The sequence below is a fragment of the Streptomyces sp. NPDC090106 genome (assembly GCF_044747265.1).
Taxonomy (GTDB): domain Bacteria; phylum Actinomycetota; class Actinomycetes; order Streptomycetales; family Streptomycetaceae; genus Streptomyces.
This window is the reverse complement of sequence record NZ_JBIVDS010000011.1, coordinates 71,123-95,576: the sequence shown is the minus strand read 5'-3', so window position 1 is coordinate 95,576 and position 24,454 is coordinate 71,123. Positions and strand designations below refer to the sequence as shown.

Here is a 24,454-nt window from a genome sequence, read left to right as displayed (position 1 = left end):
GCGATCACGGGCGCAGGCCCCCGAGCCGGTCGAGCACACCGTCGGCCGGTGTGAGCGTCTCGTCCGCGACGACCCGTCCGTCGCGCAGCCGTACGATCCGGTCGCAGCTGACGGCGACCTCGGGATCGTGCGTGCTCAGCAGCATGGTCATGCCGTACCGCTCCCGCAGGGAGAGCAGCAGGTCGACGATCTCCCGGCCGGTCGCGCTGTCGAGGTTGCCGGTCGGCTCGTCGGCCAGCAGCAGACCCGGCCGGCCGATCAGCGCACGGGAGATGGCCACGCGCTGCTGCTGGCCGCCGGAGAGTTCGGACGGCAGCGCGTCGGCGCGCGCCGCGAGCCCCACCGCCTCCAGCAGCTCCATCGCGCGGGCCCTGCGGTCGAAGTCCACGCGGCGCGGCAGCACCGGAGCGAGCACGTTGTCCAGCACCGTGAGCGCGGGCAGCAGATGGAAACGCTGGAACACGAACCCGGTCCGCCGCCGGTGCGCGTCCAGCCGGCGGGGCGCGAGGAGCTCGCCGTCCACCTCGATCGTCCCCTCGTCGGGCCGGTCCATGCCGCCGACCAGATGCAGCACGGTGGACTTGCCCGATCCCGACGGGCCGGTGATCGCGACCGCCTCACCGTCACCGATCTCCAGATCGACGCCGTCCAGGGCGACCAGCCCCGGATACCGGCGGGTCACACCCCTCAACCTCACACCCACGGTTCGCTCCTCCTGCATTGCCACAATGCAGCGGTACATTGTCACAATCCAGGAGGTGTGTACATTGCCGCTGCACCACGCCGTGCTCGCCCTGCTCACCGAGGGCGAGAGCCACGGCTACGAGCTCAAGGGGCGCTTCGAGGACGCCATCGGGCCCCAGTGGGGCGGCCTCAACATCGGCCACCTCTACCAGATCCTCGACCGGCTGGTCCGCGACGGATTCGTCACCCGCTCGCAGGTCACCCAGTCCGACCGGCCCGACAAGACCCTCTACCGGCTCACCCCGGCCGGCCAGGAGGAGGTACGGGACTGGGCCACCACCGCCTGGGTGCGCACCGGCGGATTCCGCGACGAGCTCTTCCTCAAACTGTTCGGTGCCTCCGCCCTCGGCACCGACGCCCTGGACACCTTCGTCGAGGCCCAGCGCGCCACCTACCTCGCCGAACTCGCCGGACTCTCCCGGCTGCGCCGCACCCACACCGACGACCCACTGGTCACCCTGCTCCTCGACGCCGCCATCGCCCACACCAAGGCCGACCTGGGCCTGGTGGAGGGCGCGATCGACCGACTGGCCCCCCTCGCGACGGCCGCCGACAGCGCCGAGCCGTGCCAGGACCACGAGCCCCCGTCACTGCGCGAAGCAAGCGGCTGACCGAGCACGCAGGCCCCCACGATCGCGGGACCGCTCGGCGCCCCGGTCGGCTCGGGCCGGTGAGGAACGTACAAGACGGACGCCTCCGAGGCGCGACACGCTGAAGGCCCACCGCCTCCGGGCGGACCGACCACGAGAAGGGCCCCCGCATGTCCGCACAGTCGCCCGCCGTACCCGTCGACCTGGCCGAGAGGCTGTCGCAGTTCAGCGAGCTGTGGTCGCAGAAGAAGATCGCGACCTTCAACGACTACGAGGCCAAACTCGCCAAGCTGAAAGGGGAGTTCGTCTGGCACACCCATGAGGACACCGACGAACTGTTCCTGGTCGTCAGCGGCCGTCTGACCATCCAGCTCCGGGACGGGGACGTGGTCCTGGGACCCGGCCAGCTGTTCGTCGTGCCCCGCGGAGTCGAACACTGCCCCCGCGCCGAGGAGGAGACGGCGATCCTGCTGCTGGAACCGGCGGGAACGCTCAACACGGGCGACGCGGGCGGCCCGATGACCAGGCCGGCCGAGAACCTGGCCTGAAGCCCGCGCGTCCGCGCAGGCTGCCTGGGACGAGGCCGGCGCGGGTCGCACCCAGGCCGCTGAGGGATGGTCCCCGGCGCGGGGACACCCACCCCGTGAAGGCCATGGCCGACACCGAACAGGGCGTGCTGGGCTTGCCTAAGCCGCGTGCTCTTTGACGGCCTTCGCCAGGTGGCCGACTAGCGGCTGGGGCAGGTTCTGGCCGTGCACGGTGTCCAGGAGCGCCTCGGCGAGCAGGTGGAGTTTGATGTTGCTGTTCTGTGAGGTGCTCACCAGGACGTTCCATGCCTGCTCGGCGCTGAGGGTGTAGGAGGCCATGAGGATGCCGCGGGCGATGTCTATGGCGGGCCTGGTCTGCATGGCGCGTCGCAGTTGGTCGTTCTCCGTCCGGACGGCGTCGTCCGCCGGGGCCGCGCCCTGTTCCGGGTCCGGCGCGGTGAGGGTGTCGAGGGTGCCGGTCAGTTCGAGCAGGTGCTGCACGGCTGGGCTGGAGACCCTGACGGTGAGGGTCTTGGCCGTCTCGCTCGCGCGCCGGCGGATGAGCAGGAGGGCGTTGAGTCCGGAGCAGTCGCAGAACGAGATGCGGGCGAGGTCCACTTCGAGCCCGTCGGCGGACTGCTCCAGGGCGTCTTCCAGTGTCCGCAGGAGGGTGTGACTGCTGTCGAAGTCGATCTCGCCGGACGCAGTGACCAGGGCGTGCCGTCCGTGCGGGCCGGTATGGACGGTCAGCGACAGCCGCGGGAACGGCGAGGCGGAGCGCCATGGGGCCCCGCAGTCGGTGCACTTCTGACCGCCTGGCAGGGCGGTGAGGTGATCGGACATGGCGACTCCCGAACATCCGTCCTTCCGGGTTCCTTCCGTGATGGTTCCAGGATCCCCATCCACGCCTTACACGTCAAGTAATACATGAAATTGAAGTCGTGCTTTTGAAAGCGTGAAACGTCCGTCCTACTCTGTGGGTATGGACGAAGTCGCCGAGCCGTATGCGAGCTGGACCTTTCTGACCAACCACGCGCGAGTGCTGGCCGCCGTCGCCGAGAACGACACCACCCGCATCCGCGACATCGCCGCGCGCTGCCGCCTCACCGAGCGCGCGGTCCAGCGGATCATCGCCGACCTCGAAGAAGGCGGCTACCTGACCCACATCCGCCAGGGCCGCTCCAACCTCTACCGGGTCTCACCCGACACCGTGCTGCGCCACCCCGCCGACGGCGAAGCCACCGTCGCCGCCCTCCTCGCCCTGCTCGCCCCCCACGACCGAACCGACACCACCCCGGCCGCCCCGGACCCCGACGAGGAGCGGTGAAGGACGGTGAGGGACGGTGAGGGACGCTGAAGGACGACATCCGATGACGCTCCCCACCCCCCTGCACGTGATCAACGAAGGGCTGGCGTTCCTCCTGGAGTTGGCGGCCCTCGCCGTGCTCGCCTGCTGGGGATGGCAGACCACGGAGAACACCGCGGCGCGTCTCCTCCTCGCCGTCGCCGCTCCCACGGCGGCGGCCGTCCTGTGGGGCCTGTTCGCCGCCCCGAAGGCCCGGATACCGGTACGCCTGGCGGGCGTTCTCGCCGTCAAGGTGCTCGTCTTCGGTGCCGCGGCGGCTGCCCTCCACGCCATGGGCCTCCACGGCTGGGCCACCGTCTTCGCCGTCGTGGCCGCGGTCAACACCGTCCTCGCGACCCTGGACCGAAACGCCCTGATGCACCGGGCGGCCTGACGGGGCCTCATCCTTGCCTCCCCACCCCGACAGTGCCCGGTGAGACGCACTCAAGAGCCCTCCAACGAGCGGCGGTTGAGGTTGCGGAGCAGGCTCGCGCGCAGCGGGGCGGTACCGGGCAGGCCGATCTCGCCGGTGAGGGCCAGGGCCAGGGCCTGGGGCCAGGCCTCGCGAGCGAGCGGCAGCGAGCAGCGCCGCAGCGCACCGGGTGTTCCCGAGGTCGGCGAGATGGGCCTGCGCGTACTCGCCGAGATGATGATGGATGCACCCGAGGCTGCCCCAGGTGTACGCCTGCCCGTTGGCTTCGCCGATCTCCTCGCCCCGGGCGAGGGCTCGCCGGCCGTGGTCCGGCGCCGCCCACGGGTGGGCGTCGAGCCTGACGTGGTACCGGCCGATGCCGTCGAGGGCGATGGCCTGCCCGAGCGCATGGCCCGCGGCCGTGTAGCGCGGCAGCGCCAGATGGGCCTGCCGGAGTGCGTGCCGGTGCTCACCACGGTCCGACGCCGTTCTGCCGAGGTGTTCGTGGATACGGGCCCGGCCGGAGGCGGACGACGAAGCCGAGTGCCGATGTCCGGTCGGCGCCTGCTGTTCCCGACGCCGAAGCGGTGGGACCAGCAGGCGTTCCGGACGGCCGGCGCCACCCTGCCCGGCCGTCTCACAGACCGAAGGCGCCGCCTTCGACGAGGATGAGCAGGCCGATGGTGATCAGGACCAGGGGCAGCAGGACATGGCCCCAGCGGGCGAGGGCCTGTGCGACGACGGGACGGGTGGCGAAGAAGCGTCCGGCGAAGCACCACACCGCCACCAGGATGAGGAACACCACCGTGTAGACGGCCATCCCGCCGGTACCGGCCGTGGCGAGGACGGGAACATAGACGCCGATGTTGTCGCCGCCGTTGGCGAAGGTGACCGCTGCGACCTCCAACGGACCCGGCCCGCCGTCCCGGTCCGGCTCCCCTTCACCGCTGTCGCCGCGGTCCCTCCACGCCTGCCAGGCGGCCTTGAGGCCGAGCGCGAGGGGCAGCAGGCCGAGGTAGGGGATGACGGACTCGGGCAGAAACGTGGCTCCGACCGCCGCCGCCACGGCCACGACGAGGATCGCGGCGAATCCCAGGTACTGGCCGAGCACGATGCGGCGGGCGGAGCCCCGGTGCCCGGCCCCCTCGGCGAAGAACAGCGCCAGGATCACGATGTCGTCGACGTTCGTGACGGCGAACAGCCCTACGGCCTGCCCGACCATACCCAGGTCCACGCACGGTTGCCCTCTCCTCCGGCGCCGATGACCCGGCCGACGCTACCGGCTGGCCGCCCGCACCACCCCGCATGAACACCAGTGGGTGATCGGGTCGGCTACTCAGGTGGGGTTGAGTAGGTCGTCCGATGCCCGGGATCCGTCCGCGCGGCGAGTATCTGTCCATCGGCACAAGCGAGTTGGGCCGATCCGATCACATACTGACCAATCGTTGCGGAGTTGACCATGTCCCGTCGTATCGCCCTCCTCGTCTCTGCCGGTGTCGTCGTCCTCGGCGGTGCGGGTGCCTTCGCGTTCGCCTACGCCGGTGAACAGACTCCGTCGCTGTCGGACAGCACCGCCCGATACACCGCTCCGTCCGGGGACGGCGACGGCTCGCTGGTGTTCTCGACGGACGTGAAGGCGTCCTCCGGGGTCAAGAGCGTGAAGGTGCTGGCCTGGCCGCAGGACTCCTCCCTGGGCAAGAAGGGCCTGACGGCCGAGGACCTGGCCGACGCGGAGTCCGCCACCTGCACTCCCGCGGGCGACGACACGGTCCATTGCACCTACAAGGCGGCCGTCACCCGTGCCGAGGCCAAGGGCTCCCCGCAGGGTGCCTGGCACGTCGCCGTCCTGGCGACCGCCAAGAACGGCACCACCACCCTCGACACCACCGCCGCCGACTTCACCCTGCGCTAGCCAACCAGTCACATCCACAAGGGTCTTGGGGTCCACCGAGGCCGATCCCCACACAGAATCCGAGGAGCCGGCCATGTCCCCCCTCTCCGCGGCGACGGTCACCCCGTCCACCGACCTCGCGCCCGGCCGACGCCGGTTGCCGGCCGCGCTGGCGGTCCTGGTGACCGTCGCGCTGGCGGTCTCGGCATGGCACCCGAAGGACCCGACCACCTGGTTCCTGGAGACGGTCTGGGTGGTCCTGGGTCTCCCGCTCCTGATCCTTCTCCACAAGCGGTTCCCGCTCAGCAACTTGCTGTACTGCCTGCTCGCCGTGCATGCGCTGGTCCTGATGACCGGCGGGCACTACACGTACGCGGAGGTGCCCGCGGGTGACTGGGTTCGCGACTGGCTCGGCCTGTCCCGCAACCCCTACGACCGCCTCGGCCACCTCGTGCAGGGCTTCGTCCCGGCGATCCTGGTCCGTGAACTCCTCGTGCGTACCTCGCCCTTGCGCGGCAGTCGCTGGCTCGCCCCGCTCACCGTCTGCGCCTGCCTCGCCTTCAGTGCGGTCTTCGAGATGCTGGAGTGGCTCTCCGCGGTCATCGGCGGCGACGCCGCGGACGCTTTCCTGGGCACCCAGGGCGATGTCTGGGACACCCAATGGGACATGTTCTGCTGCCTCATCGGCGCCACCCTCTCCCTCCTGCTCCTCTCCCGCCTCCACAACCACGCCCTGACCCGCCTCACACCGACCGATGTCACGCGGGCTTCTGGCTCCTCCTGACGCATTACCAGCTGGACGGCCGCGCGATCGCCACGCGACACGAAAGCCGGTGCAGGCCCTCGGTGGTACTTCCTACGACTCCGGGCACGCTATGCTTGATCTTGAGCCGGTCACCGCAACTGCGGTCGAGTGGTGTTGCGTTGGTGGTCCAAGGAAAGACGCCCCGCTTCCTGCGGGGAAATGCAGGTGCAAGGCCTGCCCGGCGCTCAGAGAGAAGGGCCCGTCCGCATCAGTGCGGACGGGCCCTTCGTCTTGGCTGACGATGTCGCGTCCGGCCCTCAAGGCGAACCACCGCCCTGTAACCACGAGGCGTCAACAGAGCGCGGCGATACCTTCGACCACGAGCGCCACCACGCTGACTGCGACCGGGATGACCAGGAGAATCTTCACGGCTCCCGAGACTCCGGAGACCTCGGTCGCGCGAACGTCCGAGGAGGGGGACCCGCGTCCAGAGCGTGGCGGTGGGCGAAGCCCAGGCTGTTCCTCCCGATCCCAACACGCGGCCGTCTCTTGCCCATCCGGGCTCGTGAGACGTGAAAGGACGCGGTGGCGGCTGAGTTGGCCCGGGGGCGATTGTCAGAGGGCCGTGCCAGAGTGCGTGGTCATGAACAGCGACACGTTCTGGAACGTCATCGAAGCAGCGCGAGCCGGAGCGGCCGAAGCGGGCGAGTCGTTCGACGAGGTGCTCGTCAGGCACCTCGCGGACAAGCAGCGGCAGGAGATCCTGGAGTACGCGGAACGCTTCGACGAACTGCATGACGCCCTGTACCGCTGGGACGTGTGGGCCGCGGCCTGTCTCATCGGGGGTGGCTGCTCCGACGACAGTTTCATCGACTTCCGCGCCGGTGTGATCGCTTTGGGCCGTGAGTGGTACCAGCGTGTGCTGGCAGACCCCGACTGCCTTGCTACGCACTCTGATGTGATCCAGTCCGTCGATGACCGAGACCGCTCCGCGGTGTTGTTCTACGAGGACGTGAACTACGCGGCCAGCGGTGCGTTCAAACGGATCACCGGTGAAGCGGATGCCTTCTACGAGGCCAGGGACGGCTTCCGTGGTGCTGACGAGAATGACGACGTGGTCGACATGGGCGAGGACTTCGACTTCGACGACGACAGTGAGATGCGCCGTCGGCTTCCCCGTCTGGCCACCCTCGTCCTCGGCACACCTGCCGATGATCGATGACGTGCTCGGCGAGATGACTCTGAAACGGATCAGGCCCCACCGACCCGGGGTCGGTGGGGCCCGAACTTCGTAGCGGGGGCGGGATTTGAACCACGCGACCTCTGGGTTATGAGCCCAGCGAGCTACCGAGCTGCTCCACCCCGCGTCGGTGGGTTCAGAGTACGGGACACGGGCGGAGCGAGCAGGGGATTTACGGATTGCCCACGCGGCGTCGTCGTCCCGCTTCCGTGGGGTGCCTGCTCGCGGCGGTCTCCGGGGCCGTGTCGGTCGTGACCCACGTCCATCGCCTTCGGCGTTCTCGTCCCAGGTGGGTGGCAGTCGCCGGGGTCGCAGCAGCGTCCGACGACGAGGGTCCAGCCGTCGAGTTCCGGGCTGCCGTGGACCCGGCTGAACCCTTCCGGGCCTCTTCCGTTGTGGGCGGCGGCGTTGATGAGTTCAGCCGCGTCGGCAAAGGCGATCGAGGTGGGCCCGGTCCCCGCAGGAGGCGGTGGCCCGCCGCCTCGACCTCGCGTTCAGCACCCACCGTCGCCATCAAGCGCGGAGTGCGCGAGCGCATCTGGCAGTGGAAGACCCGGTCGGTGGGTGACTGCTCCATCGCCCACCGACCGCGAGGTCCTGGAGCTCGTGTCCAAGGGCTGACGGACCGCCCCGGCCGTCACTCCCGCGCGTCGGAGCTGTCGGAGCTGTCGGAGCTGTCGGAGTTGGCGGAGTTGAGGACGCGTGTCACCGCGGTGACCACGGACTCCCGGTGGGCCGCGATCCGCCGCGGATCGTCCGGGTCCTGGCCGTCGGCTTGCAGCAGCCCCACCGGGGACAGGTACCAGGCCTGCGCCACGGCGTAGATGAAGACCAGCAGGTCGACCGCGGTCAGCGGGGCGCTCCCGGTCGCCGAGACCGCGGTGGTCTTGGCGAGGTAGGCATCCATCGGCTCCGAGGCCGACGCGGGGCGCTCCAGCTGGGCCCACATGGCGATCCGCAGGGTGGTCGGCTCGCGGTGGTGGTAGTCGAAGAGGTCGCCCGCCCAGGCGGCGAGGTCGTCGGGGCGGGGCGGCACCGTCGTCGCCATCGAGGTGATCGCCTTGGTGAGCGCGGCGTCGAAGAGCAGGTCCTTGCTTCCGTAGTACGCGTAGATCATGCGCACGTTGGTCCCGGCCGCCTTCGCGATGCGCTCGATGCGGCCGCCGGCGTGCCCGTGTTCCGCGAACTCCGCCAGGGCCGCCCGCAGGATCTCGTTCTTCGTCGCTTCGGCATCGCGAGGGGGCATGTGTTCTCCAGATCCGCGCACGTGCGTTTGACAGGGACAAGGGCGGTTCCTAGGCTAACAGTAAATAAGCATTTACTTACTTCGCTGCGGGCATCGTGTCCGCCACGCGAGACATCCGTGAGGAGAGCTCCTTCCATGACCGAACACAGCACCGCCCTGGTGACGGGCGCCAACCGGGGCCTGGGCCGGAGTACCGCCCTCGCGCTGGCCGCCCGGGGATTCGAGGTCGTCGTGACCTACCGGGGCGGGGCGGACGGAGCGGCCGAGACGGTCCGGCTGATCGAGGAGGCCGGGGGAGAGGCCGTCGCCCTGCGACTGGACATCGCCGACATCGGCTCGCTCAAGGCGTTCGCCGACGAACTGGCCGCCGTCCTGCACGCCCGCTGGGCCAGGGACCGGCTGGACGTGCTGGTCAACAACGCCGGTGTCGGCCTCTTCGACCCGCTCCAGGACGTGACCCCCGAGCGCTTCGACGAGCAGATCGGTGTCAACTTCCGCGGCACCTTCTTCCTCGTCCAGGCGCTCGTCCCGTACCTCGCCGACGGGGGCCGGATCGTGAACGTCTCGACGTCCCTGACCCGGCACGTCAGCCCCGGCACCTCCGTGTACGCGGCTTCCAAGGCGGCGGTCGAGGCGCTGTCCCGCAGCCTCGCCGGAGAGCTGGGCCCCCGGGGCATCCGCGTGAACGCCGTGGCCCCCGGCCCGAGCGCGACCGACTTCAACGGCGGCGCCATGCGCGACGACCCGGAACTGCGCGGCTTCCTCGCCGGGCAGACGGCGCTGGGCCGGGTCGGCGACCCGCAGGAGATCGGCGACGCGATAGCCGCCCTGGTCTCCTCGGACATGCGCTGGGTCACCGCCGAGCGACTGGAGGTGTCGGGCGGCGCGCTGCTGTGAGCGAACCGCTCCGCACAGCGGGAAAGGCCCCTGGAATCCGGCGGATTCCAGGGGCCTTTCCCGTCTCTGCCGCACCCTCCCCGGGGCGCGTCCGTGTCACAGCTCCCGCAGCACGCGGATCTTCCCCTCCTGGTGCCGGGGCTCCCCGAGCAGCAGGACGTCGTAGGCGTGCGGCATACCGGGGACGACGTGCAGTTCCGTCGAGACCCCCGCCTGCCACAGACGCAGGGCGTACCGGACGTCCTCGTCCCGGAAGATGTCCAGCTCGCCCACCTCGATGTAGGCGGGCGCCAGAGCGCCGAAGTCGTCGTTGCGGGCGGGCACGACACCGGGCCCGGCGCCTTCCCCGCCCCGGCCGGACGTTCCCAGCACGGCTGACCAGGCGGTGCGGTTGAAGACGTGAGGGAAGAGGAGCGGCGAGGCGTCCAGGTGGGGATCAGGACCGGTGGTGCGGTCGTCGAGCATCGGGTACACGAGCACCTGGCGGGCGAGCGGTACGCCCCGGTCCCGGGCCAGGATCGCCACCGCCGCGGCCACCCCGCCCCCGGCGCTGTCGCCCATGACCGCGATCCGCGAGGGCTCGACGCCGAGCGCCTCGGCGTGCGAGGCCAGCCACCGCAGCGCGGAGAACCCGTCCTCGGCGGCCGTGCCCGCGGGGGCTTCGGGGGCCAGCCGGTAGTCGACGGCGAGCATGGGCACGCCGGTCCAGGCCACGTAGGTGCGCACCAGCGGGCCGTACAGGTCGACGCTCCCGGCGACCATCGCGCCTCCGTGGAAGTGCAGGACGGCGGACCCGGGCGTGGAGCCGTCCTTGCGGTACCAGCGCACCGGCAGACGGTGGCCGTCCGGTGTGTCGATCACGAAGGAGGTCTCCGACACGTCCGGCACGTCGGGCAGGGCGGCGAGCTGCGCCAGCCCGTCGTCGAGGAGGCCGCGCAGCCGCCGTACGTCGCCCTCGGCGAAGTCCTCGGGTACGGCGGGCCCCGCGCCCAGGGCGACGAGCCGGGCGATCTCGGGGTTCAGGGGGAAGGGCATGGGTGGGGTGTCCTTGGTCGATGAGGCCGCGCCGGGGTCCCGCGCTCCGTGGCGGGACCCCGGCGAGCGGTGGTCAGCTCTGGTTCTGGACCTGGCCGGAGGCGAGAGCCGGGCCGAGCAGCATGCCGCCGTCGGCGATGTGCTCCGAGCCGGTGATGAACGACGCCTCGTCGGAGGCGAGGAAGAGCAGCAGCCGGGAGATGTCCCACGGCTCGGCGAGCCGCTTGATGGCGAAGGCGTCGGGGGAGTAGTAGTCGCTGACCGGCGCCGCGCCGGGGTGCAACGGCTCGGTGATCAGCGGGGTGTTGACCACTCCCGGGTCGATCGAGTTGACGCGCACACCGTCCCGGGCCAGTTCCATGGCGGCGGTCCGGGTCAGCCCGCGCACGCCCCACTTGCTGGCGACGTACGGAGCGATGAGCGCGGTGCCCACGTGTCCGGAGGTCGAGGCGATGTTGACGACCGACCCGCCGCCCGCCGCCCGCAGCGAGGGCGCGGCGGCCTGGATGCCCAGGTAGGTGCCGGTCAGGTTGACGTCGATGACGTGCTGCCAGGCGGCGAGGTCGCCGTCCTCGATCAGCGCGGTCGGGGCGAGGATCCCGGCGTTGTTCACCAGGACGTCCAGCGGGCCGAACGTGACCTCGGCGGTGCGGACGGCGGCCGCCCACTGCGCCTGGTCGGTCACGTCCAGGCGGACGAACACGGCGCGCTCGCCGAGTTCCGCGGCCAGCGCGCGGCCCTCCTCCTCGCGGATGTCCGTGATCACGACGTTGGCGCCCTCCGCGTGGAAGGAGCGGGCGTGGGAGGAGCCCATGCCGCCGGCGGCACCGGTGATCAGGACGGTCTTGTTCTCGAAGCGGTTCACAGAAGTTCCCTTTCGGCGGGCCGCGGGCTCCGGCGCGTTCTCGGCACGGAGCGGACCGCACGGCCAATGGCGAGGTGAGTCACTCGGCTCACCATGAGGGGAACGCTACGCCCCGATCCAGTGGTGAGTCAAGTGACTCATCTCTTCATGGGGGTCGGGGGAAGGCGCAGGTCCGGCCGGGGGCGCCGATGTGAGTCAAGTGACTTGGCTCGCTATGCGCCATACTGAGGCCCATGACTACCGAGCCCACCACCTACCACCAGCGGGTCGCCCTCCAGAAGCGCGCGGCCATCATGGAGGCCGCCACCGGCCTCTTCCTGGAGTCCGGCTACGACGGGACCTCGCTGGCGCGCATCGCCGAGGCGGCGGGCGTCTCCAAGGCCACCCTCTTCAAGCAGTTCCCCACGAAGGCCGCCCTGTTCGGCGCCATCGTCACCGAGAGCTGGGAGACCGGCGCCGACGGCGAGGCGTCCCCGAAGCCCGGCGACCCCGCCGCCGGACTCACCGCGATCGGCGGCCGGTACGTCGATCTGCTCACCCGCCCGGGCATGGACGCCCTCTTCCGTATCGTGATCGCCGAGGCGCCGCGCTTCCCCGAACTCGCCAGGATCCAGTTCGAGCACGGCAAGATGCCGTTCTTCGACACCGTCGCCGAATACCTGAAGGCGGAGGCCGAGGCCGGGCAGGTTCGCATCGAGGACGTCACGACGGCGGCCACCCAGTTCCTCGGCATGATCTCCAACCATGTGTTCTGGCCCCGGCTGCTCCTCCCCGACTGGGACCCGAAGGGCGTCGACACCAGCCAGGTGGTCGCCGAGGCGGTGGCCACGATGCTCGCCAGATACGGTGCCGCCGCCTGACCCACTCGCCCGGATCAGCGGGACACGAGGTCCCGCACTGATCCGATGCTGATCGGCGGCACCCAAGCTGAGGTCATCGGCCAGGGCGCACACCGCCCGGCCGGGGGGCGTGCCGGACACGCCCCCGCGGGGCGGCTCCGCCCCGTCCGACACCTCAGGGGACCCGCCTGCCCGGCAGGCCGGCCCCGATCAGGAAAGGCGCACGGCATGACCTACGTGATCCCGGGATTCGAGTACCAGCGGGTGGAGGTGGCGGACGGCGTCGAGCTGAACGTCGCCGTGGGCGGCTCCGGCAGCCCCGTCGTCCTCCTGCACGGCTTCCCCGAGACCCACCTGATGTGGCGGCACGTGGCCGAGGACCTCGCCGCCGACCACACCGTCATCTGTCCCGACCTGCGCGGCTACGGCGACAGCGACAAGCCCGCCGAGACCGGCCCCGACGTCTACTCCAAGCGCACCATGGCCGCCGACATCGTCGCCCTGGCCAAGGCGCTGGGCCACGAGCGGTTCGCGCTGGCCGGGCACGACCGCGGCGCGCTGGTCGCGTTCCGCGCGGGCCTCGACCACCCGGACACCATCACCCACCTGGCCTGCCTGGACGTCCTGCCGACGCTGGACATGTGGGACGCGCTGCACGGGGTGCAGGCCGCGGTGGGCTTCCACCTCTACCTGATGGCGCAGCCGCCCGGCCTGGCCGAGGAGATGATCCAGAACAGCTCCGACACGTTCTTCTCCTACTTCCTGGACATCTGGGCCAACGACCCGGAGGCCGTCCCGCCGGGCGTCCGCCAGGTCTACCTGGACGCCTGCCGCGCCGCGGTGCCGTCGATCGTCGCGGACTACCGGGCCTCGGCGGGCATCGACATCGAGCACGACAAGGCCGACCGGGCCGACGGCCGCATGCTGGCCATGCCCGTCTCGGTGCTCCAGCAGGACTGGGGTGCGGCCCTCGGCTACGAGGCCGCCGCCCTGTGGGGCGCCTGGGCCCCCGACCTGAACCACTCCACGGTCTCCTGCGGCCACTTCATGGCCGAGGAGGACCCCGACACGATCGCCAAGGCGCTGCGCGACCTTCTCGCCCGCTGACCCGTACGCCGTACCCCCGTACCTCGCACACCACGGGCCGCCACGCTCTCCGGCGTGGCGGCCCGTGCCGTACGGCGACTGTGACGGTACGGCGTACGAACGTGGTGCTGTGTCCGTGTTCTGTCACGGCGACGTCGTGGAAGCAGGACTTTCCGCGGCGCCGGACGATCTTGCGGCCACAGTGGTCACACAGCCCGGGCGCGACGCCCCGCGGAACGACACCGCGCGGCACGGAACGAACCCGGCTGCTCTCTCACCCCACCCGACCGTCCTACGGAAGGACCGTGTTCGTCATGACCGCGTACCCCACCCGCACCCGCGTCCGCTCTCTCGTCCTCACCGCCGTCGTCCTCGCGGCCGGCGCGTCCCTCACCGCGTGCGAGGAGGAGGAAGCCGCGTCCGCTGCCGCCGCGTCCGCTGCCGCCGCGTCCGCGTCGCCCGCCGGGAAGAGCGGGGTGAGCGGAGTCTTCGCCGGCGGAGTGGTCGAGTACCTGGCGCCCGGCAAGTACATCGTCAGCGTGCAGGGCAAGGACCAGCAGTTCTTCGTCACCGAGGACACCCGGATCCTGGGCGCGGGAGCCATCTGCGGGCAGAGCGCCACCGTCGCCGCGACCACCTGCACGGAGGCCGACCTGGAGAAGATCACGACGTCGGGATCGGTCGCCGCGGACGTCGTCCTCAAGAGCGGTGCGGCCGTCACGATCACCGAGCGTCCCGCCCCGGACGAGGGCGACGCCGTGGACGACTCCGTCGGCAGCGGCAGCGGCAGCGGCAGCGACAGCGGCAGCGGCACGGGCTCCGGGGCGGGTTCCGGCACGTCCGCCGGATCGGGCGAGGCCGACACCGAGGCCGAGGGGATCGAACAGGGCAAGGGTGTCAACGCCACGATCACGGGCGGCATCGAGTACCTCGCACCGGGCGCGTACATAGTCTCCGGCACCGGCGGTGACCAGAAGTTCCTCGTCTCCGACGACACCGAGATCCTGGGCGCGGGCGACGGCGGTGCCTGGACCGAGGCCGAACTGGAGAGCGCCGCCAAGAAGGGCGACCTGTTCGGCACCGTCGAGATCGTCAACGGCATCGCCGTCTCCGTCCATCAGGGCTGAGCCCCGTGCCCTGCCCGCGGCCGGACGCGCGACGCACGGCGACGGCGGCCCCCGTACGCGACGAGAGCCGCCGTCACGGCGTCGGGGCGCGGTCAGTCCGTCAGGAGAACGACCTTGCCGGTGGTCGCGCGGCTCTCCAGCGCGTGATGTGCCGCGGCGGCCTCGGCCAGCGGGAACGACCGGATCGCCGGCCGCAGCCGCCCGCTCGCGGCCTCGGCGAGCGCACGCTCCTCCAACGCCCGCACCCCACCGGGCAGTTCGAACAGCGACGGGCCGACGACGAACGTGGACGTGATGCCGCGCCGGTCGAGTTCCTCGGCGGGCAGCGCGCCGAAGCGGCCGGGTTCGGAGGCCCACCCGTAGAACAGGTGCCGCCCACCGGGAGCCAGCCGGCGCATGGCCGTGGTGCCCAGGTCACCGCCCACCCCGTCGAACAGGACAGTGGCTCCCCGGGGCCCCAGCGCCGCGTCGAGCTCCGCCGTCCAGCCGTCCGCCGTGTAGTCCACGGCCGCGTCGGCACCCTCGGTCAGCACCTGTTCCGTCTTGCCGGAACCGCCGGCCAGCCCCACCACGAGGGCACCCGCCCGACGGGCGGCCTGCACGAGCAGCACGCCCATGCCTCCGGCGGCGGCGGTGACCACCACGACGTCCTGAGCCGTGAGCCGCGCCTGGTCGAGAACACCCAGCACCGTGCGGCCCGTACCGATCATCGCGACCGCCTCGGGGTACCCCACCTGGGTGGGCAGGGAGTGCGGTGCCTCGGCGTCGGCGATCGCGAACTCGGCGTATCCGCCGGACCGTTCGTGGCCCAGATAGGCGACGACGCGCTCGCCCAGCCGGCCGGCGTCGACGTCGGGACCGACGGCCTCGACGGTCCCGGCGACCTCACGGCCCGGTGTCATCGGCAGCGACGGCAGCGGCAGTCCGTAGCTGGAACCGGCGCGCAGGGCGGTGTCCATCAGATGGACTCCCGCCGCCGCCACCCGGATCAGCACCTCGCCCGGTCCGGGGACCGGGCGCCCGGTCTCCTCGTACCGCAGGCTCTCGGGCGGACCGAACGCGGACTGGCGAATCGCGTGCATGATCATTTTCTTTTCCGCCTTCTTTTCTGTCTTCTCTTCCGTACCTGCCGGGATCCGCTTCGAGATCAGTGCGCGGGCGTGGGCGCGGGCGCGCTCGCGGTCGCAGTCGTCGTGGTCGTGGAGGCGCGCTCCAGGAGCAGCGTCAGGACGTCCTCCGGGGTGCGCGCGCCCGCGATCAGCTCCGACGTCGTCGTGGCGGCGGCGAAGAACGAGGACTCGGCCAGCACCCGCGCGACGGCCGCGCCCACTTCCCCGGGCCCGGTCACCGTCAGCGCGGCCCCCGTGGCGGTGGCGCGCTCGGCGTTGAGAGGCTTGTCGAGGCCCTTGGGCAGGACGACCATCGGGATGCCCGAGCTCAGCGACGCCAGGACGGTTCCGGCGCCGCCCGAGGAGACGACGACGTCCACACCGTCCAGGAGCAGGCTCATCGGGACGAATCCCACGACATGGGCACGGGAGGCGTCCACCACCAGGGAGTCCGTGCCCGAGGCGGGGTTGACCGCGACGATCGCGTTCACCTCCTGCCCGGCGAGGGAGGCGACGATCGCCGCGAGCGTGTCGGGCTCGTCCACGATGGTCCCCAGCGTGACCAGCACCCGCGGCAGATGGTCCCGCCCGGGGAACTCGGGGCGGGTCCACGCGGCTGGCTCGGACTCCTCCTCGTGGGCGGAGGACCGCAGGGCGATCCGGTCCGCGGAGGGCTCCCAGTTGTCGCGCTGGAGGCAGGCGGGCCACGGGTCGACGGAGGCCACCGGCTCCGTCGGCTCGATGCCCCGGTCGCGCATGCGGCGCACGGCGGCTGCCTTCATCGCCTCCGCCAGAGGAGCCTCGATGGCGATGCCCACGGCGTGCGACACCCACGGCACGCCCAGCCGCGCCGCCACCAGCGGGCCCAGGAAGTCCGCCGACTCCGCGACCACCAGGTCGGGCGCGAAGGCCTCGGCGGCGGCCAGCGCCTCCTCCGCGCCCAGGTCCACCCGGGCGCCCCCGAAGAACTCCCCGGCCGTACCCGGACTCATGTCCGTGGCCGCGTCGGCTCCCGTCCGCCGGTGCACCTCCGTCATGACGGCCTCCAGGGTCGGTCCCGCCGGCACGACCGCCGTCGGCGCGAGAGCGTCCGCCATGGACGGGTGCGTGAGCACCGCGGTGCGGTGCCCGGCGGCGCGCGCGGCCCGCTCCAGGGGAAGCAGGGGGAGTAGATGCCCGAAAGCGGGCGTGCCGGAGAACAGGATGCGCATGACGTTCGACTTCCTGGGAGGGGAGTGCGGGTGGGACGAGGCGACCGGTGACCTGCCGGGCCAAGACGGCCTGCGACGCGGCACCTCATCGTCATTGTGCGAGGTCAGCGGCGTGCGAGAGCGCTCACAGGGTGCTCAACCGGAGTCCGGCGCACGCCACAATTGCTCATGTCCGCGACCTTCGCCGCCGGGGCGCGGACCACGTGGGCCCTCATGATCGACCGGCTTTTATGCTGGGGCGCGGGCACCCCCACATCGCCCCTGTCCGCGTACGTGCGGCGTCCTCACAGAACAGAACGAAGGCAAGACCCCCATGAGCGCGAACGGCATGACACGGCTCGGCGACCGGCAGAAGGAGACACGCCGCCTGTCCTTCGTCGGACGGGACAGCGAACTGCACCGGTTCACCGAGGCCCTCGACGGGAGCGCCGGCGCCCCCAGAGTGCTGTTCGTGCACGGCCCGGGAGGCGTCGGCAAGTCGATGCTGCTGCGCCGCTTCGCCCACGAGGCGGAGCTGGCCGGCCGGTCCGTCATCCATGTCGACGGCCGGATCACCCCCGCCGACCCGCGCAGCTTCGACGACGCCGTACGCCCCGCCACGCAGAACGGCGGCACGCTGCTCCTCATCGACACCTTCGAGAACTGCCGGCACCTCGAATCCTGGCTCTTCGAGGAGTGCCTGCCGCGGCTGCCGGAGGACACGGTCACCGTCATCGCCGGACGGCAGGCCCCGGACCCCGTCCGGCTCGCCGACCCCGCGTGGCTGGGCCTGCTCGCCGTACTGCCCCTGCACGGGTTCGGGCCCGAGCAGAGCCGGGCGCTCCTCACGGCCCGCGGCGTCGCCGAGCACCGGCACGCCGACATCCTGGCCTTCACCGGCGGCCACCCGCTGGCACTGGCCCTCGCCGCCGCCGTCGCCGACCAGCCCCCGCACCCGGCGGCGGACACGGCGGCGATGGACTGGTCGCCGAGCCCGGACGTGGTGTCCGCGCTGCTGCGCAACCTGGTGGGCCAGCCCCCGAGCCAGGCCCACGGGCTCGCCCTGGAGGTGTGCGCCCACGCGTACCTCACCACCGAGGGCCTGCTGCGCGCCGTCTTCGGGGACGAGGGCCGCGACCTGTTCGCCTGGCTGCGCGACCAGCCGTACATCGAGACGACCCCGGCGGGGATCTTCCCGCACGACGTGGTGCGGGAGGTGCTGGAAGCGGACCTGCGCTGGCGCGACCCCGACACGTTCGCCGATCTGCACACCCGGCTCCGACACCATCTCCTGGAGCGGGTCCGTACGGCTCCCCAGGACCGGTTCCTGCGGGCCGTGGGGGAGTTGCAGTTCCTGTACCGGTCGGACGGGTTCATGGCCGACACCCATGGCTGGCACCCGTACGGGCTGGTCGAGGACGTGCCCTACACCTCGGCCCACGAACCGACCGTCCTCGACCTGATCAGGAAGCGGGAAGGGGCCGAGTCCGCGCGGACGGCCGCGTACTGGCTGGCCCGCCGGCCCGAGGCGTTCCGTCTGCAGAAGGTGCCGCCGAGCGAGGAGATCGCCTCCTGTTCGGCCTGGCTGAAGGCGGGCGCCTTCGACGGCGAGTCCGAGGACCCGGTCGCCGCGGCGGCCTGGGAGCACGTGCGCCGCAACGGTCCGCTGCGGGCGGGGGAGCACATCGCCCTGGCCCGCTTCCACGTCAGCCGGGGTGCCTACCAGCGGCCGTCACCGGTGATGGATCTGGTGCTGTGGCGCATGCTCGGCGAGATCGTCCGGGACGAACGGCTCGCCTGGTCCTTCATCGTCATGCGCGACGACGGCTTCTGGGACCGGCACCTCCTGCACTGCGACATGCGCCCGGTGGAGGAGCCCGTCGAGATCGGCGGTCACCGCTACCGCCTCTTCGCCCACGACTGGCGTCCGCTGCCGGCCTCCTCGTGGCTGGCGGAGAAGACCGAGGTGATGCTCGGCGGCGGCCCCGTGGAGGGCGCGCCGCCCGGGACGCCCGGCGGCGGGACGACGGTGATGACGCGCTCGGAGTTCGACACGTCGGTCCGCTCCGCCCTGCGGGCCCTGCGCTGGCCCGAGGAACTCGCTCTGAACCCGCTCCAGAACAGCAGGCTCGTCCAGGCCGACGGTCGCGGACTCAAGGACGTCGTCGTCCGCGCGATCCGTCAACTCCCGCTGGAACGCGGGGGATCCAAGAGCTATCGGGCGGCCATGGCGGCCTTCGTCGAGGGCGCTTCCACCCAGGAGGCCGCGGCCCGGCGTCTCGGGGTGCCGTTCAGTACCTACCGGCGCCATCTCGCCACCGCCGTGGAGAGGGTCACCGAGATCCTGTGGCGCCACGAGCTGGACGGAACACCGCTGCCGGACGACGGAGGCTGAGGGGGCGGGAGGCTGAGGGCCCCGAAGACGACGGCAGGGGCCGCGAGTTCGCTCGCGGCCCCTGCCGTCGTTCCCGGCTGCGGGAGGCTCAGTCGAAGGTGAACCGGTACTTGCCGGCGACCGCCGCCATCGCGGCCACGTCGGCCTCGTTCAACGGCGGCCCGACCTCGCCGCGGACACCGGGGGTGCCTATCTCCTGGAACATGCCGTCCATGCCGCCCGGCGTGTACAGGAAGTAGATCCGCGCGGGCCGGGTGCGGCTGAGGTTCCTGAAGGAGTGCCGCATGCCCTTGGGGACGTAGACGACACTGCCGGCCTGTGCCTCGTACTCCTCGTCGCCCGCGGTGATGATCAGCTGGCCTTCCATGACGATGAACGTCTCGGACTCGGCGTTGTGCGCGTGGGGCGGCGGACCGGCGTCCGCGGGGACGACCGCCTCGGCGAGGGACAGTTCCCCGTTGGTCTGCGTCGACTTCAGCAGGGTGGTGTACGTGTCCCCGACGAGGAACACGGGCTCCCCGCCGTCCGGCGGAACATGTACGGGGGGAATGAGGAGAGACACGCTGGATCCTTTACTCGGCGCTTCACGGACGTGAGTTGACGCACCCTCAGGTGCAACGGCCGTTCGTTCCGAGTCTCTTGGGGTTCCGTGCGGGGCCCCACGCCGTCCGGTGGTCATTCCCTGCTCACCGGTGATCGTTTCTGGCCGGGTGGGGGCGTCGTCACAGCACGGTGCCGACCAGCAGGGCCGTCGCACCGCTCAGCAGGCCCAGGACCATCGCCGGTGCCGTCCGGGGGAGCGGATCGGCGGCCCGCTGGTGGTAGACGACGGCGCCGGCCATCAGCGCGGTCAGTCCGAGGGCTCCGAACAGGGCCGGGAGCGGGCTCCAGTAGGCGGTCACCAGAGCGAACCCGGCGCACAGTTCCAGTGCTCCGATGCCTTGCTGGCCGCGCGCGGACAGTCCCAGCCGGACCGCGTCCGCGCGGATGTCACCGGCGCCGACGACCTTGATGGAGCCTGCCGCGACGAACAGCACCCCCAGGAGCAGCGTCAGGACGGTGGTCGTGGCGTACATCGTGCGCACCTCTCGTGTGGTCTCCAGGCGCCAGGTTCCGACCTGCCGCCGTCGAGCATGATCACCCGCCGCCGGACCGTCACCCCGCCCGAATCGGTGAGGTATGTCGAAATCATGACCTTGAGCTACGGCGGTACGGGCCCGGCCGCTGATGGCCGCGGGCCGGCGTCCGCCCGTCAGCCAGGGAAGCTGACCTCCGCCAGCCGGCAGTCCAGCCAGTCCTCCAGACGGATCGGCTGGGGAAGGGTGCCCGGATTGTGGGGCTGGTTGAGGTCGGCGACGATCTCCGTCAGTACGGCCAGCCGCTCCTGCGGGTCGGTCACCGGGCGGGCCGTGGCCGGGAGGTCCGCGCGGACGCCGTGCTTGAGGTGGAAGGTGAACCGGGGCTGCGCCACGAGGTTCACGTACCAGCTCGGCGGCGGCATGGTGCCGCTGCACAGGAACGTCCTGCCGAGGGCACGGTAGAAGAAGATCTCGATCCGGCGGGGCAGTCCGGTGCGCCGCCCGGTGGTGGTGATGTCGATGATGCGCTGCCGGGTGGTCGCCGCCGGGGTGATCTCGATGGCCTTGCGGATGTCCTCGTCCATGACGTGACGCCTTTCCTGCTGCTGGTCGGCGGGGCGATCCGGGCGTGCGGAGTTCCCGGAACCGTGCGGTCGCCACTGGGTGAGACGAGCCACTCGGCTCGTCTCGCTCCGGTCATCCTAGAGAGCCCTTTATGGTGAGTCAAGTGACTCACCTCGTGGTTCGAGGGTGGCTCGCGCTCGGTGTGACGCACCGGCAGGCAACGGTTTCTACCCGTCTCGCCGTCCCGAGCGGAAACCCGCGGTGGCGTCTCCGACACTCGGCCCATGGCACGAGTCTTCTTGATCGCGGAGAGCGAGAGCGAACGCCGGGGTGCGACGGCCGAGGTCGGTGACGAGCTGGCCCGTCTGGGGATGGAGGTGACGGTCGCGCCCGCGGACGGCAGCCATCTCACCGCGCTGTCCGCGCACCGGCCGGACGCCGTCGTCCTCGACCGGGCCGTTCCGGGTCCCGACACCGTCGAGGACTGCCGCAGGATCAGGCAGGCCTTCCGGGTGCCGCTGCTCTTCCTCTCCGAGCGCGGCGGCGACCGGGACATCGTGACCACCCTGCACGCCGGCGCCGACGACTATGTCGTCAGGCCCGTCACCGCGAGAGTGCTCCAGGCGCGGATCGACGCCGTCGTACGCCGGTCCGGCGAGTCGTGGCCGACGGACGGCCGTACGGAACGGCACGGCAGGATCTCCATCGACCGGCTCACGTCCAAGGTCGCTCTCGACGATGTGCCGGTGCTCCTCACCCGAGCCGAGCGCAAGCTCCTGTTCGCAATGTCGGCGGAGCCGGGCAGGGTGTTCAGCCGGGGTGAACTACTGCGTGATGTCTGGGCGTTGGCCGAGACGGAGCAGACCCAGCGAGTGGAGGCGTGCGTGAAACGACTCCGTCTGAAACTGGAAGGCCCGCAAAGGGAAGGCCCGCAACTCGAAGGCCCGCAACTCGAAGGCTCACAACTGGAACGACCGCAACTGGCGGGCTCGCACGAATCCGGAGGCGTCATCCAGACCGTCCGCGGCCTCGGCTACCGGTTCAACGCCCTGCGGTAGACGGGGTGGATGCCCCCGTAGGACGTGCGGCCCCACATGCCCGTACTGCGGACGGACAGGCCGTGCGCCGCCAGGCTTTCGTCCAGGCGACCGATCCGGGCGTGCAGGGCGCGCCGGTTCAGCGGGTCTTCCGCGTCCCCCAGCAGCAGGCACAACTCATGGCAGCACCACGGGCGTTCCAGCGCTGTCAGGACCTCGGCCAGCACCTGCTGCGACTGCTGCCGGAACCTGGGCGGACGGGCTACGGGGGTGGGAGACCGGGAGGCGGGTAGCCCGCGCGAGGCGCCGGAGGCGGCCGAGTCCAGCCAGCGCCGCTCGGCGGTGAGCCGGCTGGCCAGTTCCCTGGGCGGTGTGTCGCGGAAGAGCACGTTGGCCGCCCCGGCGCGCAGCAGGGAGACGGGTTCCACGTTCTTCTCGGTCAGCACGACGACCTGGCTCAGCGTGCTCAGCACCCGTACCCGCTGTTCGAGTTCCCGTGCCGTTCTCGTGCCGGGAGCGTCCAGGAGCGTGAGGGAATCCCTGTCGCGCAGCAGGTCCAGATATGCCTGGCCCGATCCCCACGGATGGGAGTAGGCGGGCATCACATGGTGATGACGAATGCCGCGCAGCAATCGTGCGGTGGCGTTCCGTTCCAGGGTCACCACGGTGCTCACCGGATAGTCCCGGCAGGGGTGGGGGGTGGACAGGACGGTGGACCGGGGCCCGGTTTCCACGAGGTGCATGAAATCCGCCGAAGAGGAAGGAAAAAGATCTCTGACGGTGCAACATGCTGGACAAGGTCAAAAGCCACCGACAGATACATCGGTGGCTACAACCTGCTCACCCCTGCTCAGTTCCTCTCCCGCCGCGGACCCGGTCGGGCCGTCGGACGCGCGGCCGTTCCGGTGTGTGCGAGCACGTCGAGGGCGAAGGAGCGTACGGCGTCACGGATCTCCTGGGGAGCGAGCCCTCGCTCCACCGTCAGATGGTGCAGCAGGTCCGCCCGCACGGAACCGAGCAGGACATGCGCCGTGAAGGGCGCGGTGCTCCCGCCCCGGCCGGCCCGGAGAGTCTCCTCCAGGGCACGGTGGAGCCATGCGTAGGGCGCGGCGCGGTAGGGGTCGGTGCATCCCGCCGACGGGTGCGCGCCGGTGCTGCTCTCCACGGCCAGGGCCAGCCGGTGATGGCGGAGCTTCACCTGGAGCAGGGTGTCCAGGACCGCCGGTATCCGCAGGTGCGGGGGTGAGGCCGGGCCGAGCGGGGAGTCCGTGTCCTCCAGCTGGGCCCGCAGCGGTTCGAGCACCCGGCTGAGCACCGCGCCCATCAGCCCCGCCCGGTCGCCGAAATGGCGGAAGACGGTGCCCTTGCCGACCCCGGCCGCGGCGGCCACGTCCGCGAGGGACACGCCCTCGACACCCCGGGGGCCACTGAACAGGGCGTGCGCGGTGTCGAGTACGGCGTCGTGGTTGCGCTGTGAGTCCGCGCGTCGCTCGCGGTGCATCCGTGCCGTTCCTCTGTGCCCCGGCGGAACCTGGCCGTTCCACCGGGGGTGTGTCGTCGGGGGAGCCGGGCGGGAGCTCAGACGAGCTCGGCCCGCAGGGTGATCTCGGTGCCGGCGAGGGCCTGGCTGACCGGGCAGCCCGCCTTGGCCTGCTCCGCCACGGCGACGAAGGCGCTCTCGTCGAGGCCGGGGACGGTTCCCTCCACGGTCAGCTCGATGCCGGTGATGCCCACGCCCGGCTGGAAGGTGACGGCGGCGGAGGTGACGAGCCGGGTGGGCGGGGTGCCGGCGCCGGTCAGCTCGTGGGAGAGGGCCATCGCGAAGCAGCTGGAGTGGGCGGCTGCGATCAGCTCCTCGGGGCTGGTCGTACCGTTCGCCTCCTCGGCGCGCGAGGGCCAGGACACCGGCTGCTCGCCGATGCCGGAGGAGTCGAAGGTGACGACGCCCTTTCCGTCGGTCAGGTTTCCGTCCCAGACGGTGTGGGCGTTGCGGGTGGTGGCCATGCGTACTTCCTTACACGAGTGGGCTGTTGGGGTTGCCGGGCCGGGCCGCGGGGATGGTGCCGAGGGTTCCCGATGCCGCGTGGTGAACCCGGCCGAGCCTGTGGTCCGGGCCGGTGGTCCGCGCCGGTGGTCCGAGCCTGGCACGGTGCGCCTGCCGTCCTTTCCCCAGCCGATGCGTGTGCGTCTTTCGTTATGGACGGGGCCGCCTGGCCCGCGGGGGCGGGTGGTTGGGGGTCGGGTTCACGGGCCGGTGTCGGCGGACGCTTCCTGATGCTCCGGGAATTGCCGGGCCGGGAGAACGCGGCCACGCGCGGAGGGATCCCGCTCTTCCCGGGCCGCCGGGCCTGGCCGCCGGGCCGGGCTTTCGCACCGGGACGTCATGCCACGAATCTCCGCCGACGTGATCCGGCCGAGGGCCGGGGATCTCCGCCGACGTGATCGGGCTGCCGGCCCGGGGATCTCCGCCGACGTGAATCGACCGCCGGGC

Annotated in this window: 28 protein-coding genes and 1 tRNA gene; 14 read left to right on the top strand and 15 right to left on the bottom strand. The window is 71.3% G+C overall.

Annotated features, from left to right (window positions below; translation table 11 throughout):
- Positions 1-4: 4 nt before the first annotated feature.
- Entirely contained in the window at positions 5-682 is a 678-nt protein-coding gene (locus tag ACIPSE_RS32120; protein ID WP_401669472.1) for an ABC transporter ATP-binding protein, read from the bottom strand.
- 76 nt (positions 683-758) lie between these two features.
- Here ACIPSE_RS32120 and ACIPSE_RS32115 point away from each other — a divergent pair, with 76 nt between their 5' ends.
- Both ACIPSE_RS32115 and ACIPSE_RS32110 read left to right on the top strand, forming a co-directional pair.
- Positions 759-1,355 (top strand): PadR family transcriptional regulator, encoded by a 597-nt coding sequence (locus ACIPSE_RS32115; protein ID WP_401669470.1) that lies wholly within the window; start codon positions 759-761, stop codon positions 1,353-1,355.
- A gap of 149 nt (positions 1,356-1,504) precedes the next feature.
- Positions 1,505-1,882 (top strand): cupin domain-containing protein, encoded by a 378-nt coding sequence (locus ACIPSE_RS32110; RefSeq protein ID WP_401669467.1) that lies wholly within the window; start codon positions 1,505-1,507, stop codon positions 1,880-1,882.
- 138 nt (positions 1,883-2,020) lie between these two features.
- Here the strand turns inward: ACIPSE_RS32110 and ACIPSE_RS32105 are convergent, their stop codons facing one another.
- Complete coding sequence (locus ACIPSE_RS32105; RefSeq protein ID WP_401669464.1) at positions 2,021-2,704, bottom strand: ANTAR domain-containing protein; 684 nt, start codon at positions 2,702-2,704, stop codon at positions 2,021-2,023.
- A gap of 139 nt (positions 2,705-2,843) precedes the next feature.
- Between ACIPSE_RS32105 and ACIPSE_RS32100 the strand changes: the two genes are divergently transcribed.
- From ACIPSE_RS32100 to ACIPSE_RS32090, 3 genes are all read left to right on the top strand, one after another.
- Positions 2,844-3,188 (top strand): helix-turn-helix transcriptional regulator, encoded by a 345-nt coding sequence (locus ACIPSE_RS32100; protein ID WP_401669461.1) that lies wholly within the window; start codon positions 2,844-2,846, stop codon positions 3,186-3,188.
- Between the two features lie 43 nt (positions 3,189-3,231).
- Positions 3,232-3,600, top strand: coding sequence for a YrdB family protein (locus tag ACIPSE_RS32095; RefSeq protein WP_401669459.1), 369 nt, complete (start codon positions 3,232-3,234; stop codon positions 3,598-3,600).
- A gap of 228 nt (positions 3,601-3,828) precedes the next feature.
- Positions 3,829-4,290 carry a hypothetical protein gene (locus ACIPSE_RS32090; RefSeq protein ID WP_401669457.1) on the top strand — a complete coding sequence of 154 codons (462 nt, stop codon included), beginning with the start codon at positions 3,829-3,831 and terminating at the stop codon, positions 4,288-4,290.
- On the opposite strand, the gene ACIPSE_RS32085 is transcribed toward ACIPSE_RS32090, so the two are convergent.
- Positions 4,256-4,840, bottom strand: a complete 585-nt coding sequence (locus ACIPSE_RS32085; protein ID WP_401669975.1) for a cadmium resistance transporter — start codon at positions 4,838-4,840, stop codon at positions 4,256-4,258. The two genes, ACIPSE_RS32090 and ACIPSE_RS32085, sit on opposite strands and share 35 nt — an antisense overlap.
- Positions 4,841-5,077: 237 nt before the next feature.
- Here ACIPSE_RS32085 and ACIPSE_RS32080 point away from each other — a divergent pair, with 237 nt between their 5' ends.
- The 3 genes from ACIPSE_RS32080 (at position 5,078) to ACIPSE_RS32070 (ending at position 7,476) form a co-directional block, all read left to right on the top strand.
- The gene (locus ACIPSE_RS32080) at positions 5,078-5,530 is read left to right on the top strand and encodes a DUF5707 domain-containing protein (RefSeq protein ID WP_401669455.1); all 453 of its coding nucleotides are present in this window, start codon (positions 5,078-5,080) and stop codon (positions 5,528-5,530) included.
- Between the two features lie 73 nt (positions 5,531-5,603).
- On the top strand, positions 5,604-6,293 hold the full coding sequence (locus ACIPSE_RS32075) for a DUF2238 domain-containing protein (RefSeq protein ID WP_401669453.1): 690 nt from the start codon (positions 5,604-5,606) through the stop codon (positions 6,291-6,293).
- A gap of 604 nt (positions 6,294-6,897) precedes the next feature.
- Positions 6,898-7,476 (top strand): DUF4240 domain-containing protein, encoded by a 579-nt coding sequence (locus ACIPSE_RS32070; protein WP_401669450.1) that lies wholly within the window; start codon positions 6,898-6,900, stop codon positions 7,474-7,476.
- Between the two features lie 70 nt (positions 7,477-7,546).
- Here the strand turns inward: ACIPSE_RS32070 and ACIPSE_RS32065 are convergent.
- Positions 7,547-7,621 (bottom strand) — tRNA-Met (locus ACIPSE_RS32065).
- A gap of 510 nt (positions 7,622-8,131) precedes the next feature.
- Positions 8,132-8,740 (bottom strand): TetR family transcriptional regulator, encoded by a 609-nt coding sequence (locus ACIPSE_RS32060; RefSeq protein WP_401669448.1) that lies wholly within the window; start codon positions 8,738-8,740, stop codon positions 8,132-8,134.
- 135 nt (positions 8,741-8,875) lie between these two features.
- Here ACIPSE_RS32060 and ACIPSE_RS32055 point away from each other — a divergent pair, with 135 nt between their 5' ends.
- On the top strand, positions 8,876-9,637 hold the full coding sequence (locus ACIPSE_RS32055; protein WP_401669446.1) for an SDR family NAD(P)-dependent oxidoreductase: 762 nt from the start codon (positions 8,876-8,878) through the stop codon (positions 9,635-9,637).
- Between the two features lie 96 nt (positions 9,638-9,733).
- Here the strand turns inward: ACIPSE_RS32055 and ACIPSE_RS32050 are convergent, their stop codons facing one another.
- Together ACIPSE_RS32050 and ACIPSE_RS32045 are read right to left on the bottom strand one after the other, a co-directional pair.
- Positions 9,734-10,672, bottom strand: coding sequence for an alpha/beta hydrolase (locus tag ACIPSE_RS32050; protein WP_401669443.1), 939 nt, complete (start codon positions 10,670-10,672; stop codon positions 9,734-9,736).
- Between the two features lie 73 nt (positions 10,673-10,745).
- Entirely contained in the window at positions 10,746-11,537 is a 792-nt protein-coding gene (locus ACIPSE_RS32045; RefSeq protein WP_401669441.1) for an SDR family NAD(P)-dependent oxidoreductase, read from the bottom strand.
- A gap of 233 nt (positions 11,538-11,770) precedes the next feature.
- Between ACIPSE_RS32045 and ACIPSE_RS32040 the strand changes: the two genes are divergently transcribed.
- From ACIPSE_RS32040 to ACIPSE_RS32030, 3 genes are all read left to right on the top strand, one after another.
- Positions 11,771-12,397, top strand: a complete 627-nt coding sequence (locus tag ACIPSE_RS32040; protein WP_401669439.1) for a TetR/AcrR family transcriptional regulator — start codon at positions 11,771-11,773, stop codon at positions 12,395-12,397.
- A 207-nt stretch (positions 12,398-12,604) separates the two neighbouring features.
- The gene (locus ACIPSE_RS32035) at positions 12,605-13,483 is read left to right on the top strand and encodes an alpha/beta fold hydrolase (RefSeq protein WP_401669436.1); all 879 of its coding nucleotides are present in this window, start codon (positions 12,605-12,607) and stop codon (positions 13,481-13,483) included.
- Positions 13,484-13,776: 293 nt separating this feature from the next.
- Entirely contained in the window at positions 13,777-14,589 is an 813-nt protein-coding gene (locus ACIPSE_RS32030; protein WP_401669434.1) for a hypothetical protein, read from the top strand.
- A 92-nt stretch (positions 14,590-14,681) separates the two neighbouring features.
- On the opposite strand, the gene ACIPSE_RS32025 is transcribed toward ACIPSE_RS32030, so the two are convergent.
- Both ACIPSE_RS32025 and ACIPSE_RS32020 read right to left on the bottom strand, forming a co-directional pair.
- Positions 14,682-15,671 (bottom strand): zinc-binding dehydrogenase, encoded by a 990-nt coding sequence (locus ACIPSE_RS32025; protein WP_401669432.1) that lies wholly within the window; start codon positions 15,669-15,671, stop codon positions 14,682-14,684.
- Between the two features lie 65 nt (positions 15,672-15,736).
- Positions 15,737-16,909 (bottom strand): glycosyltransferase, encoded by a 1,173-nt coding sequence (locus ACIPSE_RS32020; protein ID WP_401669430.1) that lies wholly within the window; start codon positions 16,907-16,909, stop codon positions 15,737-15,739.
- Between the two features lie 313 nt (positions 16,910-17,222).
- On the opposite strand from ACIPSE_RS32020, the gene ACIPSE_RS32015 reads away from it, so the two are divergent.
- Positions 17,223-19,283, top strand: a complete 2,061-nt coding sequence (locus tag ACIPSE_RS32015) for an AAA family ATPase (RefSeq protein WP_401669428.1) — start codon at positions 17,223-17,225, stop codon at positions 19,281-19,283.
- Between the two features lie 88 nt (positions 19,284-19,371).
- Here the strand turns inward: ACIPSE_RS32015 and ACIPSE_RS32010 are convergent, their stop codons facing one another.
- The 3 genes from ACIPSE_RS32010 to ACIPSE_RS32000 all read right to left on the bottom strand — a co-directional run bounded on the left by ACIPSE_RS32010 (position 19,372) and on the right by ACIPSE_RS32000 (position 20,946).
- Complete coding sequence (locus ACIPSE_RS32010) at positions 19,372-19,845, bottom strand: cupin domain-containing protein (RefSeq protein ID WP_401669426.1); 474 nt, start codon at positions 19,843-19,845, stop codon at positions 19,372-19,374.
- Positions 19,846-20,005: 160 nt separating this feature from the next.
- Positions 20,006-20,359 carry a DoxX family protein gene (locus tag ACIPSE_RS32005; RefSeq protein ID WP_401669424.1) on the bottom strand — a complete coding sequence of 118 codons (354 nt, stop codon included), beginning with the start codon at positions 20,357-20,359 and terminating at the stop codon, positions 20,006-20,008.
- Between the two features lie 176 nt (positions 20,360-20,535).
- Positions 20,536-20,946, bottom strand: a complete 411-nt coding sequence (locus ACIPSE_RS32000) for a nitroreductase/quinone reductase family protein (RefSeq protein ID WP_401669422.1) — start codon at positions 20,944-20,946, stop codon at positions 20,536-20,538.
- A 264-nt stretch (positions 20,947-21,210) separates the two neighbouring features.
- Here ACIPSE_RS32000 and ACIPSE_RS31995 point away from each other — a divergent pair, with 264 nt between their 5' ends.
- Positions 21,211-21,984, top strand: coding sequence for a response regulator transcription factor (locus ACIPSE_RS31995; protein ID WP_401669420.1), 774 nt, complete (start codon positions 21,211-21,213; stop codon positions 21,982-21,984).
- Here ACIPSE_RS31995 and ACIPSE_RS31990 read toward each other — a convergent pair.
- The 3 genes from ACIPSE_RS31990 to ACIPSE_RS31980 all read right to left on the bottom strand — a co-directional run bounded on the left by ACIPSE_RS31990 (position 21,960) and on the right by ACIPSE_RS31980 (position 23,967).
- On the bottom strand, positions 21,960-22,697 hold the full coding sequence (locus ACIPSE_RS31990) for a hypothetical protein (protein ID WP_401669418.1): 738 nt from the start codon (positions 22,695-22,697) through the stop codon (positions 21,960-21,962). The two genes, ACIPSE_RS31995 and ACIPSE_RS31990, sit on opposite strands and share 25 nt — an antisense overlap.
- A 116-nt stretch (positions 22,698-22,813) precedes the next feature.
- A complete protein-coding gene (locus tag ACIPSE_RS31985; RefSeq protein WP_401669416.1) occupies positions 22,814-23,464 on the bottom strand; it encodes a TetR/AcrR family transcriptional regulator in 651 nt (216 codons plus the stop codon).
- A gap of 77 nt (positions 23,465-23,541) precedes the next feature.
- Positions 23,542-23,967, bottom strand: a complete 426-nt coding sequence (locus ACIPSE_RS31980) for an OsmC family protein (protein ID WP_401669413.1) — start codon at positions 23,965-23,967, stop codon at positions 23,542-23,544.
- Between the last annotated feature and the right edge of the window lie 487 nt (positions 23,968-24,454).

What these genes read in the sequence shown, in the direction of transcription:
- ACIPSE_RS32110 (WP_401669467.1), top strand. Translation starts at nt 1,505, where the DNA reads ATGTCCGCACAGTCGCCCGCCGTACCCGTCGACCTGGCCGAGAGGCTG.
- ACIPSE_RS32105 (WP_401669464.1), bottom strand. Translation starts at nt 2,704, where the DNA reads ATGTCCGATCACCTCACCGCCCTGCCAGGCGGTCAGAAGTGCACCGAC.
- ACIPSE_RS32100 (WP_401669461.1), top strand. Translation starts at nt 2,844, where the DNA reads ATGGACGAAGTCGCCGAGCCGTATGCGAGCTGGACCTTTCTGACCAAC.
- ACIPSE_RS32095 (WP_401669459.1), top strand. Translation starts at nt 3,232, where the DNA reads ATGACGCTCCCCACCCCCCTGCACGTGATCAACGAAGGGCTGGCGTTC.
- ACIPSE_RS32090 (WP_401669457.1), top strand. Translation starts at nt 3,829, where the DNA reads ATGGGCCTGCGCGTACTCGCCGAGATGATGATGGATGCACCCGAGGCT.
- ACIPSE_RS32085 (WP_401669975.1), bottom strand. Translation starts at nt 4,840, where the DNA reads ATGGTCGGGCAGGCCGTAGGGCTGTTCGCCGTCACGAACGTCGACGAC.
- ACIPSE_RS32080 (WP_401669455.1), top strand. Translation starts at nt 5,078, where the DNA reads ATGTCCCGTCGTATCGCCCTCCTCGTCTCTGCCGGTGTCGTCGTCCTC.
- ACIPSE_RS32075 (WP_401669453.1), top strand. Translation starts at nt 5,604, where the DNA reads ATGTCCCCCCTCTCCGCGGCGACGGTCACCCCGTCCACCGACCTCGCG.
- ACIPSE_RS32070 (WP_401669450.1), top strand. Translation starts at nt 6,898, where the DNA reads ATGAACAGCGACACGTTCTGGAACGTCATCGAAGCAGCGCGAGCCGGA.
- ACIPSE_RS32060 (WP_401669448.1), bottom strand. Translation starts at nt 8,740, where the DNA reads ATGCCCCCTCGCGATGCCGAAGCGACGAAGAACGAGATCCTGCGGGCG.
- ACIPSE_RS32055 (WP_401669446.1), top strand. Translation starts at nt 8,876, where the DNA reads ATGACCGAACACAGCACCGCCCTGGTGACGGGCGCCAACCGGGGCCTG.
- ACIPSE_RS32050 (WP_401669443.1), bottom strand. Translation starts at nt 10,672, where the DNA reads ATGCCCTTCCCCCTGAACCCCGAGATCGCCCGGCTCGTCGCCCTGGGC.
- ACIPSE_RS32040 (WP_401669439.1), top strand. Translation starts at nt 11,771, where the DNA reads ATGACTACCGAGCCCACCACCTACCACCAGCGGGTCGCCCTCCAGAAG.
- ACIPSE_RS32035 (WP_401669436.1), top strand. Translation starts at nt 12,605, where the DNA reads ATGACCTACGTGATCCCGGGATTCGAGTACCAGCGGGTGGAGGTGGCG.
- ACIPSE_RS32030 (WP_401669434.1), top strand. Translation starts at nt 13,777, where the DNA reads ATGACCGCGTACCCCACCCGCACCCGCGTCCGCTCTCTCGTCCTCACC.
- ACIPSE_RS32025 (WP_401669432.1), bottom strand. Translation starts at nt 15,671, where the DNA reads ATGCACGCGATTCGCCAGTCCGCGTTCGGTCCGCCCGAGAGCCTGCGG.
- ACIPSE_RS32020 (WP_401669430.1), bottom strand. Translation starts at nt 16,909, where the DNA reads ATGCGCATCCTGTTCTCCGGCACGCCCGCTTTCGGGCATCTACTCCCC.
- ACIPSE_RS32015 (WP_401669428.1), top strand. Translation starts at nt 17,223, where the DNA reads ATGAGCGCGAACGGCATGACACGGCTCGGCGACCGGCAGAAGGAGACA.
- ACIPSE_RS32005 (WP_401669424.1), bottom strand. Translation starts at nt 20,359, where the DNA reads ATGTACGCCACGACCACCGTCCTGACGCTGCTCCTGGGGGTGCTGTTC.
- ACIPSE_RS32000 (WP_401669422.1), bottom strand. Translation starts at nt 20,946, where the DNA reads ATGGACGAGGACATCCGCAAGGCCATCGAGATCACCCCGGCGGCGACC.
- ACIPSE_RS31995 (WP_401669420.1), top strand. Translation starts at nt 21,211, where the DNA reads ATGGCACGAGTCTTCTTGATCGCGGAGAGCGAGAGCGAACGCCGGGGT.
- ACIPSE_RS31985 (WP_401669416.1), bottom strand. Translation starts at nt 23,464, where the DNA reads ATGCACCGCGAGCGACGCGCGGACTCACAGCGCAACCACGACGCCGTA.
- ACIPSE_RS31980 (WP_401669413.1), bottom strand. Translation starts at nt 23,967, where the DNA reads ATGGCCACCACCCGCAACGCCCACACCGTCTGGGACGGAAACCTGACC.